This window comes from Sandarakinorhabdus sp. AAP62, from assembly GCF_000331225.1.
GTDB lineage: Bacteria > Pseudomonadota > Alphaproteobacteria > Sphingomonadales > Sphingomonadaceae > Sandarakinorhabdus.
Genome location: NZ_ANFY01000017.1, coordinates 111776 through 125023 on the forward strand (window position 1 = coordinate 111776; position 13248 = coordinate 125023).

Below are 13248 nucleotides of genomic sequence, written 5' to 3' on the forward strand. Positions count from 1 at the left end.
AGAATCATCGTCCTCGGGTCAATCAGCGTGAAGTGGTGGGGGGAATCAGGCGTGCGTCGGCATAGCCCGCAGCGCGCACCTGCGCCAGCGCCGCGCTGGCCATGGTTTCACTGCCATAGGGGCCAAGCCGCACGCGGGTGAGGCCGCCGGGCAGGATTTCGGTCAGCACCGGCCCGAAGCTGGAGAGGAAGCCCTTCAGCCAGGACACGCGGCCGCCGTCCCCCAGCGCCGCGACCTGCACCAGCCAGCTGGATCCCGTTGGCGCGGGATCGCGGCTGGCGGTGGGCAGGGCCACGGTGGTGACGGGGGCAACCGGCGCCGATGCGACGACAATTGGCGGCGGCGGTGGGGCCACTTCGCCGCGCCCACCCGGATAGACCCGGCGCAGGCGCACGCGCGCGGTGCCGGCGCGATCGACGCCCAGCAGCTGCGCCGCCTTGCGCGACAGATCGATGATCCGCCCGCGCGCGAACGGGCCGCGATCGTTGATCCGCACGGTCAACTTGCGGCCGTTGTCGAGATTTTCCACCTCAACCCAGCTCGGCATCGGCAGGGTGCGATGCGCGGCGGTGAGATCATCCTGATCATAACGTTCGCCGTTGGCGGTGCTGCCGGCATGGAAGCCGGGGCCATACCAGCTGGCAACGCCCTCTTCGCGGTAATCGCGTTCATCGGCCGGATAATAGGTGATGCCGGCGACCTGATAGGGCTTGCCGATCTTCACCGGCCATTTGCCCAGCTTGGCAGCGTCGCGGGCCACGGCGGCGGTATCGTCGGACACGTCAACCGAACGCTTTGGCGGCGGCGGCGGCACGTTGGCGGTGCGGGGCGGCGGCTTGCCGCCACAGGCCGCCACGGCAAGACCGGCCAGCACCGGCAGCAGCAACTGCTTCATTGCAGGCTGCCTGATGCGACCACCGGCGCGGGTGCGACGGCGGGGGACAAGCTGATGGCATCGGCCAGCAGTGTGACCGACAGCGCATAGAGATTGGAGCAATTGTAGCCCAGCACGGCGCGGTAGCTGCGGGTGACGAGATAGGCGCCCTGCCCGGCCCCGTCCGGCTCGATCAGGCTCATCATCACGTCGTCGGCCGGCCAGCTGCCATTGACCGGCGTGAAGCCCGCCGCGCGCCATTCGCGCGCCGGTTTCAGGGCCGAATGGCGCGAGAGTGGCGTGACGCAGCGCGTGGGCGTTTCGCTGGCGACAACCGTGGCGCGATCAAAGCCTTCGGGTACCAGCGTACGGAAGCCCCAGGCTTCGCCCTTCTGCCAGCCACTCCTGGCCAGATAATGGCCGATCGAGGCAAACACGTCGGCCTGGCTGCCCCACAGATCGACCTTGCCATCGCCATCGCCATCGCGGCCATAGGCAAGATAGGAGCTGGGCAGGAACTGCGTCTGGCCAAAGGCGCCGGCCCAGCTGCCCTTCATCGCCTCGCGCGCCACCCGGCCTTCGCCCACCATCTGCACGGCGGCATCGAGTTCACGGGTGAACAGGTCGCGGCGGCGGCCATCAAAAGCCAGTGTGGCAAGCGCGGACGGTAAGTCATAACGGCCGAGCACGCGGCCATAGCTGGTTTCGATGCCCCAGATGGCGGCAATCACGGCGGCCGGCACGCCGCTGGCGGCTTCAGCCTGCGCGAGCAGTTCGCGATTGGCGGCAAACTGGCGCTGACCATGCGGGATGCGGTCACCGTGAAACTTGCTGGCCAGATAGTCGGGGAATCGGATCGGCTTCGCCGCACCGCCGGGCTGGTTGCGATCGGCGCCGATCACGCGCGGCACGAGGCGAACGTCGCTCAACGCCGCATCCAGCCATTCCGGCCTCAACCCGCGCGCCGTTGCTTCGGCGCGGTACAGGTTCAGCCATTCGGCGAACGCGGCCTGCTGCTGGGTCGAGACCGGCGTTTCGTCGGCACACGCCGGTGCTGCAAGCGGCGCAACAACAGCGAGGACGAGCGCCAGAAGGGGGATGCGGGCGTTCATGACCCTTTGTGCCAAAGCCTGCCCGGTTGGGAAAGGCCCAAAACCTCAGTTCATCGCGTCAAAGCGCGCCTTGTCCTTGTCTGACAGGCGCACATCGATGCTGAAGCTGCCGTCATCGCTGGCCTGGCCCACCACTTCGCCCAAGACCTCACCGTGACTGTGCAGCCAGGCGAGCCGGCGGCCATCGCTCATTGGCAGGGTGATGCGATGCACGCGGGCACCGGCGCGCAGCGTCAGGTCCATGGCGGCCTGCAAGCGCTCCAGCCCTTCACCGGTGAGCGCGGACACCGGAATGGCATCATCGCCGGCTTGGCCCAGCACCACCGCACGCTGTTCGGCATCAAGCGCGTCGATCTTGTTGAACACCGTGATCATCGGCGTTTCGCGCTGGCCCGGCGCGAGGCCCAGGCTGGTGAGCACGTCGATCACATCCTGCGCCTGCGCGTCGCTGTCCGGGTGGCTGATGTCGCGCACGTGGATGATCAGATCGGCTTCCAGCACCTCCTCCAGCGTGGCGCGGAAGGCGGCGACCAGCTGTGTCGGCAGATCGGAGACAAAGCCCACCGTGTCCGACAGCACCACCTTGTCATGCCCCGGCAGGCGGATGGCACGCATGGTGGGGTCCAATGTGGCAAACAGCAGATCCTCGGCACGCACTTCGGCACCGGTCAGCCGGTTGAACAAGGTGGATTTTCCGGCGTTGGTATAGCCGACCAGCGCCACCACCGGCCACGGCGCCTTCTGGCGCTGCTTCCTGTGCAGGCCGCGGGTGCGGCGTACCTCCTCCAGTTCCTTGCGCAGGCGGGCGATGCGATCGCGGATCAGGCGCCTGTCCGCCTCGATCTGCGATTCACCGGGGCCGCCCAAAAAGCCGAAGCCGCCGCGCTGGCGTTCAAGGTGGGTCCAGCTGCGCACCAGGCGGCTGGCCTGATATTGCAGGTGCGCCAGTTCCACCTGCAAAGTGCCTTCCGCCGTGCTGGCGCGCTCGCCGAAGATTTCGAGGATCAGGCCGGTGCGGTCGATCACCTTGGCCTTCAGCAGCTTTTCAAGGTTGCGTTGCTGCACCGGGGTGACCGGGCCATCGATGATGACCACCTCGGCCTCCAGCGCCGCCACCAACCCGGCGAGCCGCTCGATCTGGCCGCTGCCCAACAGGCGGGAGACCTGCACGGACCGCAGCTTGATGACCTCGGCGTGGACGACCTCCAGCGCGATGGCGCGTGTCAATCCCACCGCCTCGGCCAGCTTGGCCTCCGGCGAGCGCAGCGCGTGCACGGATTTTGCCGTGATGTGCGGCAGGATGACGATGGCGCGCGAAACGGTGCGGATGCCGCGTGCCTCGTCAAAGCCGCCGATGGTCAATTCGCCGGCTTGAGGTGGACTATATCCCAAAATATCGCTCTCAGTCTTCGGTTTCGGCCTCGAACAGCTGCAGCGGAGTCGCCGGCATCACGGTCGAGATGGCGTGCTTGTACACCAATTGGCTGTGGCCGTCGCGGCGCAACAGCACCGAGAAATTGTCGAACCAGGTGATGACCCCCTGCAGCTTGACGCCGTTGACCAGGAACATGGTGACGGGCGTCCGCGTCTTGCGCACGGTGTTCAGGAACATGTCCTGCAGGGTGTTGGGCTTGTCCGCCATCTGGCCATCCTCTTGTTCTTGGGCCGGCCAAATGCCGCCGCGCCAACGAAATAGGGATGGCAGGCTGCTTTTTCAAATACGTGTTTCGCCACATGCCGTCAGGCCGGATCGTCGGCCCGATCAATGGCTGCGTCGTCGGCGCCCGGTTCATCGGCGAGGCCCAGCGCCTTCAACTTCCTGTGCAGGGCGCTGCGTTCCATGCCGATGAAGGCGGCGGTGCGGCTGATGTTGCCGGAAAAACGCCGGATCTGGGCGCGCAGATATTCGCGCTCGAACGCCTCGCGGGCTTCGCGCAGCGGCGTACCCATGATCGATCGCGCCGCCTGGCCGGGCATCAGCCGCGATGGTTCGGCGGTCACTTCCGATGGCAGCATGTCGATATCCAGGATCGCCATGCTGGTGGTGGGGGCCATGATCATCGTGCGCTCGATGACGTTTCTGAGCTGCCGCACATTGCCCGGCCAATCATAGGTTTGCAGCGCCGCCACCGCGTCTTCCGACAGGTCGGGCGTTGGCATGCCGCGCTCGGCGGCATAGCGGGCAAGGAAATAGCGGGCGAGTTCGGCCACATCCTCGCGCCGTTCCGATAGCGGCGGCAGGCGCACCGGCACGACATTGAGGCGATAATAGAGATCCTCGCGGAAGCGGCCGGCGGCGATTTCGGCGGAAAGATCGCGGCTGGTGGCCGAAATCACCCGCACGTCCACCCGCACCCAGCGCGCCCCGCCCACCCGCTGGAACACCTGTTCGGTGAGCACGCGCAATATCTTGGCCTGGGTCGTCATCGGCATGTCGGCCACGTCATCGAGGAACAGCGTGCCGCCATGCGCCTGTTCGAGCAGGCCAGCGCGAACATTCTCGCCGCCTTCCTCCACCCCGAACAGCGCCTCTTCCACCCGTTCCGGCGTCATGCGCGCCGCCGATACCACCACGAACGGCGCGTCGATGCGCGGGCTCCACTGGTGCAGCAGGCGGGCGGCGACCTCCTTGCCGGAACCGGCCGGGCCGCTGATCAGCACGCGGCTGCCAGTGGCGGCAACGCGCTTCAGCGTGGCGCGCACCTGGTTGATCTGCGGGCTGGTGCCGGTCAGCTCGATATCGATGCCGACCCGTTCCTTCAGCGCCTCATATTCACGGCGCAGCCGCTCGGTCTCGGTGGCGCGGCGCACCACCAGCAGCAATTGTTCGGCCTGGAACGGCTTTTCGATATAGTCGTACGCACCGCGCTTGATGGCGGCGACGGCGGTATCGAGATTGCCATGCCCGGAAATCACCACCACCGGCAGGGTCGGATCACGCGCCTTCATCGCATCCAGCAGCTCGATCCCGTCCATGCTGCTGCCCTGCAGCCACACATCGAGGATGACGAGGCTGGGCCGGCGTTCGGCCAGCGCGGCCAGCGCACCTTCGGCATTGGCGGCGGTGCGGGTATCAAAGCCCTCATCCCCCAGCACCCCGGCCACCAGCTCGCGGATATCGGCTTCATCGTCGACGATCAGGATATCAAGGGCCATGGGGGGCAGTCCTTCTCAGGCGGTGGTGGTGGCGGCAACTGGCAGGGGCAAGCCAGGTTGCGGTTCGGCGGCGAGCTCTCGGCTGATGCGGGCGATCACCATCGCGCCGGGGCCATCAGGATTATCCGCCAGTTCAAGCTGGCCGCCATGATCCTCGATGATCTTGGCGCAGATGGCGAGGCCCAGCCCGGTGCCGCGTGCACGGGTGGTGACATAAGGCTCGAGCAGTCGCATGCGGTCCTCCGCCGGGAAGCCCAGGCCATTATCGGCCACGCTGATGCGGACGTAATGGGCATCGGCGGCCACGCTGATGGCGATCAGGCCGGGCGCGGCAGTATCGCCATCGCGCTCCACCCGCACCATCACGCTTTCGGCGGCATTCTTGATCAGGTTGGTGAGCGCCCGGCCCAGTTGCTGGCGATCACACACCAGCGCCAGATCGGTGGTGCCGCCAAGCGTGAAGCGGATCGCCGGGAACGCGACTTCCTGCAGCACCAGCGCCTGCCGCAGCAGGCGGTCGAGCGCTTCGGAGGCAAACACCGGGCGCGGCAGCCGGGCGAATTCGGAAAATTCATCCACCATGCGCCTGAGGTCACCCACTTGCCGCACGATGGTGCTGGTCAGCGTTGCGAATGTATCGGCATCCTCGTCGATCTGGCGGCCGAACTTGCGCTGCAGGCGTTCGGCGGCAAGCTGGATGGGCGTGAGCGGGTTCTTGATCTCGTGCGCGATGCGGCGGGCAACATCGGCCCAGGCGGCGCGGCGCTGATCGGCCAATTGGGCGGTGATATCGTCAAAGGTGAGCACGAACCCTTCGGCGCGGCCTTCGGCTGCTTCGGCTGCACCGATGCGCACCGCCAGCGTCTGGGTTTCCTCGCCGCGTTCGATGCGCACTTGCCCGGCGGCGTCCCCGGTCTGCCGCGCCTGTTCCAGCAGATCGGCCAGTTCCGGCGCCACATCCTGCAACATCTGGCCGCGCAGCACCCGGTGCGGCAGGGCCAGCAGCGCCGCGGCCGACGCGTTGGCGACCCGGATCACCCCTTCCGGCGTGATCGACATGACACCGGCCGACACCCCGGCCAGCACCGCTTCGGTAAAGCGGCGGCGAGTGTCCAGCTCGTCATTGGCGCCCAGCAGCGCGGTCTGCTGCGCTTTCAATTGGCTGGTCATGCGATTGAAGGCGCGTTCCAGCACGCCGATTTCATCGGCCTGGCCGCGCACCGGCACGCGCACATCCAGATCGCCATCGCCCACCCGCTCGGCAGCGCTGGCGAGGCGCGCGATCGGCGCCACCAGGCGATTGGCCAGCCACAAGGCAAACCAGATGGCGACGATCAAGGTGAGCAGCGACACCGCCATCAGGATGAGGTTGAAACGCAACTGCATCACCCGGCTGCGTTCGGTGAGCGCATTATATTCACCCAATGCGCCGGCGGCCTGGTTGGCGCGGGCCAGCACGGCGGGATCGACCTTGCGGCTGACATAGAGGAAGGTGCCAGGGCTGCCGGGCACGCCAACAGCGGATTCCACCCGATCCTCGCCGGCCCCGATCAGGGTGACGGGCGTGGTGGCGGCGCGAGCCAGATCGATATTGCCCACATGCGCCTGCACTTCGCTGGCAGACGCGCCGCTGGCCGCCACCAGTTGCAGCCCCTCGGGCGTCATGCGGAACACGGCAGCTTCGGTAAGGGTGCGGCCCGCCACCTGGAAATCGAGACCGCGGCGATACAGCGGCGTGGCTTCGCCGAAATCGCGGGCATAGCTGGCGACGTCGGCAGCCATCACGACGATATCATCGCCGATGCGCTGGCGGTTTTCCTCGACATAGGCCTGCGCGACCTGGTTGGAACTGTCGAGAATGGTCTTCACCCGATCGGAAAACCAGAATTGCACGCCGAACTGGAACAGCAGCGAGGCAAACACCACCACCAGCAGCGTTGGCACCGCCGCAATGCCGGCAAACAGCGCCACCAGGCGCAGGTGCAACTGGGCCACGGCCAGGCCCTTGCGGCGGTTGGTGATCAGAATGGCGACGCGGCGGCCGATCAGCACCACCAGCAGCATCGCCGGCACCAGGCAGGCGACCAGCACCAGCGCCACCAGCGGCTGGGACGCACCGGTTGCCGGCACTTCGCGGCGGGTGAGCAGCGCATAGCTGGACCAGCCCAAGATGATGGTGGCCGCCGCCGCCAGCACTTCGAGGCGGGGATAGAAATTGTCGTGGCGGGTGATCCGCAGCACCCGGCGCCACAGTCGTCGCCCGCGCAGTGACAGACGGGCCGCAAGGCCACGCCGCCGGCGAACCGGAAGGGTTTCAAAACTGGGCGATTCGACCGTCACAGAACAGCAGCATACTCTGCCATTGTGTCTTTAGGAACACAGTGCAGCGCCGCAGCGTTGCCCTGATGCGACAGATGACGGTAAAGGAGGCTATGCGGCCAGTGCGGACGGGCGCGGCGGCAATGCCATCTGCGCCTCGTAAAACCGGTCGATCATCGCCAGCACCGTCTGGCTCTCGGCCACGAAGTTGACCGTGTTGCGGAAGGACGCGCTGTCGTGCAGCCCCTTGGTGTACCAGCCCAGATGCTTGCGGGCGAGGTTCACGCCGTTCAGCTCGCCATAAAGATCGAGCATCAGGGCATAATGTTCCTTCACCAGCGCATGCTGCTGCACCAGCGTCGGGTCCGCCGGCACGTCACGGCCGGTCAGCGCGGCCATCACCTGGCCGATCAGCCACGGCTTGCCATAGGCGCCGCGGCCGATCATCACGCCGTCCGCACCACTCTGGGCCAGCGCCGTTTTCGCATCCTCGATCGAACAGATATCGCCGTTGACGATCACCGGCAGCTTCACGGCGTCCTTCACCTTGCGCACGAAGGCCCAATCGGCGGTGCCGGAATAAAGCTGGCAGCGGGTACGGCCGTGGACAGTGATGAGGTGCACGCCCTCGCCTTCGGCAATGCGCGCCAGTTCCGGCGCATTTAGGCTGTTGTGATCCCAGCCCATGCGCATCTTCAGCGTGACGGGCAGATTGACCGCCTTGACGGTCGCGCGGATCAACTGCGTCGCCAGTGGCAGATCGCGCATCAGGCTGGAGCCGGCGTGGCCGTTGACCACCTTCTTCACCGGGCAGCCCATGTTGATGTCGATGATCGCCGCGCCCTTCTGCTCGTTCAACTTGGCAGCTTCGGCCATCCGCTCCGGCTCGCAACCGGCCAGCTGCATCGACACCGGCTCCTCGCTCGGATGCCAGGCCGCCTTCTGGATGCTCTGCCGCGTCTCGCGGATCATCGCTTCCGATGCGATCATCTCGGTCACGGTCAAGCCGGCACCGAACCGCTTGACCAGCGTGCGGAACGGCATGTCGGTCACGCCGGTCATCGGTGCCAGGATCACGGGCACGTCGATGCGGTTGGGGCCGATCCGGATGGGGGAGATGAGGCTCATTGCGCGCGGCCCATATCGCATTATGCCCCTTCCCGACAAGGCAAGCCCGGCTTATGCCCCGCCACATGCGGATTCACGCCATCATCGTTGCAGCCGGAGCCGGATTGCGGGCGGGCGGCGGCATGCCGAAACAATATCGCGCCGTGGCCGGGCAGCCGCTGCTGCGCCACGCGGTCGAGCGGTTGCTGGGCCATCCCGCCATCACCGGCGTCACCGTGGTGATCAACCCGGAATGCCGCCTGCTGTATGACCAAGCGGTGGCCGGGCTGGTTCTGCCCGAACCCGTCGCGGGCGGCGCGACCCGGCAGGAGAGCGTGCTGGCCGGGCTCGAAGCACTGGCTGCCGACGCGCCGGACATCGTGCTGGTGCATGATGCTGCCCGCGCCTTCGTGCCGGATGCGGTGATCGATGCGCTGGTGGCGGCGTTTGCCGATGCGGGCGTGGACGGCGCCTGCCCTGCCCTGCCCCAGGTCGACAGTTTGCGCCGGGGCGAAGCCGGCCGTTTTTCCGGCAGCGTTGACCGCGAGCACCTGTGGCGCGTGCAAACCCCGCAAGCCTTCCGCTACCACGCCTTGCTCGCGGCCCATCGCGCCGCCGTTTCCGGGGCGACCGATGACGTCGCCATCGCACTCGCCGCCGGGCTCAGCGTCGCCATCACGCCCGGCGACGAACGCGCTTTCAAGGTGACGGAGCCGGCCGATTTTGCCAAAGCCGAGGCCATGACCGTCTATTCTTCCCGCGCCGCCTCCGGCTTTGACGTGCACAAGTTCGGCCCAGGGACACATGTCTGGCTGTGCGGCGTCAAGGTTCCGCACGATCATGGCCTGATCGGCCACAGCGATGCCGATGCCGGCCTGCACGCGCTCACCGATGCGCTGCTCGGCACCATCGCGGCCGGCGATATCGGCGATCATTTCCCGCCCAGCGATGAACGCTGGCGCGGCGCGGCGTCAGACCAGTTCCTCGCCCACGCCGCCACCCTGGTGCGGACACGCGGCGGCCTCATCGATCATGTCGATGTCACCCTGATCTGCGAACGCCCCAAGGTTGGCCCGCACCGCGAGGCCATGCGCACGCGGATCGCCGAAATCCTCGGGCTCGGCATTGACCGGGTCAGCGTGAAGGCCACCACCACCGAGAAACTGGGCTTCACTGGCCGTCAGGAAGGCATCGCAGCCCAAGCCATGGCCAGCGTGCGCCTGCCGGAGTCAATCACATGACCCCCGATCTGATTGCCCTTGCCGAACAGGTGCTGGCCGAAAACCGCGCCGCCGGCCGGCGCGTCGCCACCGCCGAAAGCTGCACGGGCGGGATGGTGGCGGCGGCGCTCACCGAGATTCCCGGTTCGTCCGACGTGTTCGATCGCGGCTTCGTCACCTATTCCAACGAAGCCAAGATGGAAATGCTGGGCGTTTCCGAAGACGTGCTCGCCACTTTCGGCGCCGTCTCCGTCGCCACCGCCTGGGCCATGGCGTTGGGTGCGTTGAAGCACAGCAACGCCGATGTTGCCGTATCCATCACCGGCATCGCCGGGCCGGGCGGCGCCACTGCCAACAAGCCGGTCGGCATGGTGGTGTTTGCCCGCGCCGTGCGCGGCGAAGATCCGGAAATGGTGGTTGCCGATACACGGCAATTTGGTGATCTGGGCCGCGCCGAAGTGCGCCGCCTGGCAGCACGGGTGGCGCTTGAGCTGCTGCGGCCCTAACGCGGCCCGTACAGCGCTTCGGCGCGCGCCACGAACGCACCCACCATCTTTTCAAAGGCCTGCGTGAAGAACATGCCCGCCAGCGCCTCGAACGCGCGGTTGCGGAATTCGAAATCCACCGCGAAATCGATCTCGCAGCCACCATCAGGCGCATCGCGGAACGTCCAGTCGTTGAACAGATGCTTCATCGGCCCGTCGAGATATTCGACATGCACCGTCCGCGGCCGATCCAGCGTCACCCGGCTGGTGAATTTCTCGCGGATCATGCGGAAGCCCACGATCATGTCCGCCACCACGATACCGTCCCGCTCTGGTCCCACCCGCATGCCCTGCACCCACGGCAGGAACTCCGGGTAGCGGCCGATATCGGCGACCAGATCGAACATTTCCGTTGCCGACCACGGCAGCCGGCGCACTTCGCGATGCTTGGGCATCAGGCTTTTGCTGCAGCTTTCCGGCGCGCCTGCATCTCGGCGAAATCGCGCCCGGCGTGATAGCTCGACCGGGTGAGCGGCGAGGCTGCCACCAGCAGGAAACCCTTGGAGCGCGCGACGGCGGCGTAGGTCTGGAAGGTCGCCGGCGGCACGAATTCCATCACCTTGGCATGGCGCGGCGTCGGCTGCAGATACTGGCCCACGGTGAGGAAATCCACGCCCGCCGAGCGCATGTCGTCGAACACCTGGTGCAGTTCCAGCGGCGTTTCGCCCAGCCCCACCATCAGGCCGGATTTGGTGAAGATCGTCGGGCTGAGCTGCTTCACCTTGTCGAGCAGGCGCAGCGAATGATAATAGCGCGCGCCCGGCCGGATGGTGGGATAGAGCCGCGGCACGGTTTCCAGATTGTGGTTGTACACGTCCGGCCCGGCCTCGACGATCATCTCCACCGCCCGGTCCATCTTGTTGCGGAAATCGGGGGTGAGAATCTCGATCGTGGTGCTCGGCGTCTGCCGGCGCAGTTCCTGGATCACCTTCACGAACTGGCTGGCGCCGCCATCGGGCAGATCATCGCGGTCCACCGAGGTGATGACGATATGTTCGAGGCCCAGTTTGGCGGCGGCTTCGGCAACATGGCCGGGCTCGGTCGCGTCCACCTTGTTCGGCATCCCGGTCTTCACGTTGCAGAAGGCGCAGGCGCGGGTGCAGGTATCGCCCAGGATCATCACGGTGGCGTGCTTCTGGCTCCAGCACTCACCGATATTGGGGCAGGCGGCTTCCTCGCAGACGGTGTTGAGCTTCAGCGAACGCATCAGCGCCCGCGTCTCGTTATAGGCCTTGCTGGTCGGCGCCTTCACCCGGATCCAGTCCGGCTTGCGCGGCAGGCCGGATGGCGTGAGGGGAAGATCAAGGACAGGCTCGCTCATGCCTGCCTGATAGCCGTCAGTCCGGGTGTGAACAACCGGTCAGTTGCGCATATCAGCCATTCGGTGGTGCGGCATAGGGGCTGCCCTTTGCCCACAGCTCGGCTTCTTCGGCGGCCTCGATGGCGGCGGTGCCGATGGACATGATCTTGTCGCACAGCGCATCGGCGGTGCAGTCCAGCCCGGGCACCAGCAGCAACACGCAATTGCTGTCCACAAAGCCATAGCTGCGCAGGAACCGCGCCAGCAGCGTATGCGGCGGATTGAGCGCCGGATCGTGCAGGCGCAGTTGCACCGCCGGCAAGCCAAGGCAACGGACCGGATCGAACTCGGCAATGTTCAGCCAGCTGATCGGCTTGGCAGACCAGCGCCGATCCCTGATGCCATCCGACGAAAGCCGCACCGCCGGCCGACTGTCGCGCAGCAGGAAATAGGAAATGCTGAGCGCGATCAGCGCCAGAAAGGCGAGGATCCAGACCAGGGCGCCGGCAATGCCGGGGGCCTTTTGCTGAAGATGGTAGGTGAGGAGCACCGCCAGCATCAACAGGCCAAGACCAGCCAGTGCCACGCGCACCGGTGCTTCTTCACGATAACGGGCTGCAAAGTTCATCTGCCGACATCCCCTTTACGCGCTACTCTGGCCGGCCACGAATCGATAAGCATTGGCAGCCGGCCCGGATGCTGAGATAATCGATCCAACATGAATGCTGCATTGCGGAGGATGAGATGCCCGAATTCAAGGCCCTGCTCGAAGGCTATCGCCGGTTTCGCACCGGCGCCTATCAGGAACAGCGCCGGCGCTACGACGCGCTGGCCGACAAGGGGCAGGCCCCGGGCGTGCTGGTGATCAGCTGTTCCGACAGCCGGGTGGACCCGACCCGCATTTTCGATGCGGAACCGGGCCAGATGTTCGTGGTGCGCAATGTCGCCAATCTGGTGCCGCATTTCGATCCCGATCCGACCCACGGCCAGCACAGCACGTCGGCGGCCATCGAATATGCCGTTACCCAGTTGAAAGTGCACCATATCCTGGTGCTGGGCCATGCCCGCTGCGGCGGCATCAAGGCCAGCCTGGAAGGCACGTTCGACAATGCGGCGCCGGGTGAAGGCGGCTTCATCAACCGCTGGATGAGCCAGATCGCCCCGGCCCGGGATACCATCCGCGCCGCCGCCCAGCTTTCACCCGATATCGATGCCTGCAGCGCGCTGGAACTGGCGTCCATCCGGCTTTCGATCGAAAATCTGCGCAGTTTCCCCTTCATCGCCGCCGCTGAAGCCACGGGCGACCTGCATCTGCAAGGCGCCTTGTTCGATATCGCCGAAGGCGTGCTGCGCGTGCTCAACCACGAAACCGGCAAGTTCGAATCGCTGCCGGTGGAGTGGGAAGAGGAGAATGTGACGGCGCTGAAATCGGCCTGAAACGCGAAACGGGCGTATCCGACACAAACAGGGGGGAGTGCCGGATACGCCCGCAGCAGCTTGGCCTTCGACAAGGGCAGTTGCCTCGGGCCGCGCCGTTGCAGACGATATAGGACAATATTGGTCTTGTTTGCAAGCGCCAAGATTGCCTTTCTGTCATTTTGACCTGCGGCAGGCT

12 protein-coding genes and 1 pseudogene are annotated in these 13248 nt (G+C 66.2%); 3 read left to right on the forward strand and 10 right to left on the reverse strand.

Annotated elements, in window-relative coordinates:
• Positions 1 to 22: 22 nt before the first annotated feature.
• The 7 genes and pseudogenes from D619_RS18450 to dusB form a co-directional block, all read right to left on the reverse strand.
• Positions 23 to 895 carry a septal ring lytic transglycosylase RlpA family protein gene (locus tag D619_RS18450; RefSeq protein ID WP_017669177.1) on the reverse strand — a complete coding sequence of 291 codons (873 nt, stop codon included), beginning with the start codon at positions 893 to 895 and terminating at the stop codon, positions 23 to 25.
• Entirely contained in the window at positions 892 to 1986 is a 1095-nt protein-coding gene (locus D619_RS16770) for a lytic murein transglycosylase (RefSeq protein WP_017669178.1), read from the reverse strand. Before D619_RS16770 ends, D619_RS18450 begins: the two co-directional genes overlap by 4 nt.
• A gap of 45 nt (positions 1987 to 2031) precedes the next feature.
• A complete protein-coding gene (gene hflX / locus D619_RS0113740; protein WP_243442654.1) occupies positions 2032 to 3294 on the reverse strand; it encodes a GTPase HflX in 1263 nt (420 codons plus the stop codon).
• Between the two features lie 109 nt (positions 3295 to 3403).
• Positions 3404 to 3628 (reverse strand): annotated as a pseudogene (hfq, locus tag D619_RS0113745) (RNA chaperone Hfq); the annotation flags it as partial.
• A gap of 98 nt (positions 3629 to 3726) precedes the next feature.
• The gene (locus tag D619_RS0113750; protein ID WP_017669181.1) at positions 3727 to 5142 is read right to left on the reverse strand and encodes a sigma-54 dependent transcriptional regulator; all 1416 of its coding nucleotides are present in this window, start codon (positions 5140 to 5142) and stop codon (positions 3727 to 3729) included.
• A gap of 15 nt (positions 5143 to 5157) precedes the next feature.
• Positions 5158 to 7383, reverse strand: a complete 2226-nt coding sequence (locus D619_RS16775) for a HAMP domain-containing histidine kinase (protein ID WP_017669182.1) — start codon at positions 7381 to 7383, stop codon at positions 5158 to 5160.
• A gap of 189 nt (positions 7384 to 7572) precedes the next feature.
• Positions 7573 to 8589, reverse strand: a complete 1017-nt coding sequence (gene dusB, locus D619_RS0113760; protein WP_017669183.1) for a tRNA dihydrouridine synthase DusB — start codon at positions 8587 to 8589, stop codon at positions 7573 to 7575.
• Positions 8590 to 8654: 65 nt separating this feature from the next.
• Between dusB and D619_RS0113765 the strand changes: the two genes are divergently transcribed.
• The gene (locus tag D619_RS0113765; RefSeq protein ID WP_017669184.1) at positions 8655 to 9809 is read left to right on the forward strand and encodes a bifunctional 2-C-methyl-D-erythritol 4-phosphate cytidylyltransferase/2-C-methyl-D-erythritol 2,4-cyclodiphosphate synthase; all 1155 of its coding nucleotides are present in this window, start codon (positions 8655 to 8657) and stop codon (positions 9807 to 9809) included.
• Positions 9806 to 10294 carry a CinA family protein gene (locus D619_RS0113770; RefSeq protein ID WP_017669185.1) on the forward strand — a complete coding sequence of 163 codons (489 nt, stop codon included), beginning with the start codon at positions 9806 to 9808 and terminating at the stop codon, positions 10292 to 10294. Before D619_RS0113765 ends, D619_RS0113770 begins: the two co-directional genes overlap by 4 nt.
• On the opposite strand, the gene D619_RS0113775 is transcribed toward D619_RS0113770, so the two are convergent.
• The 3 genes from D619_RS0113775 to D619_RS0113785 are packed head-to-tail and all read right to left on the reverse strand — an operon-like array spanning position 10291 to position 12261.
• On the reverse strand, positions 10291 to 10728 hold the full coding sequence (locus tag D619_RS0113775) for a type II toxin-antitoxin system RatA family toxin (protein WP_017669186.1): 438 nt from the start codon (positions 10726 to 10728) through the stop codon (positions 10291 to 10293). The genes D619_RS0113770 and D619_RS0113775 overlap by 4 nt on opposite strands.
• Positions 10728 to 11654 (reverse strand): lipoyl synthase, encoded by a 927-nt coding sequence (lipA, locus tag D619_RS0113780; RefSeq protein WP_017669187.1) that lies wholly within the window; start codon positions 11652 to 11654, stop codon positions 10728 to 10730. Before lipA ends, D619_RS0113775 begins: the two co-directional genes overlap by 1 nt.
• Positions 11655 to 11706: 52 nt before the next feature.
• On the reverse strand, positions 11707 to 12261 hold the full coding sequence (locus tag D619_RS0113785; protein ID WP_017669188.1) for a hypothetical protein: 555 nt from the start codon (positions 12259 to 12261) through the stop codon (positions 11707 to 11709).
• A 116-nt stretch (positions 12262 to 12377) separates the two neighbouring features.
• Between D619_RS0113785 and D619_RS0113790 the strand changes: the two genes are divergently transcribed.
• Positions 12378 to 13070: a carbonic anhydrase gene (locus D619_RS0113790; RefSeq protein ID WP_017669189.1), complete on the forward strand. Its 693-nt coding sequence runs from the start codon at positions 12378 to 12380 to the stop codon at positions 13068 to 13070.
• Positions 13071 to 13248: the final 178 nt, after the last annotated feature.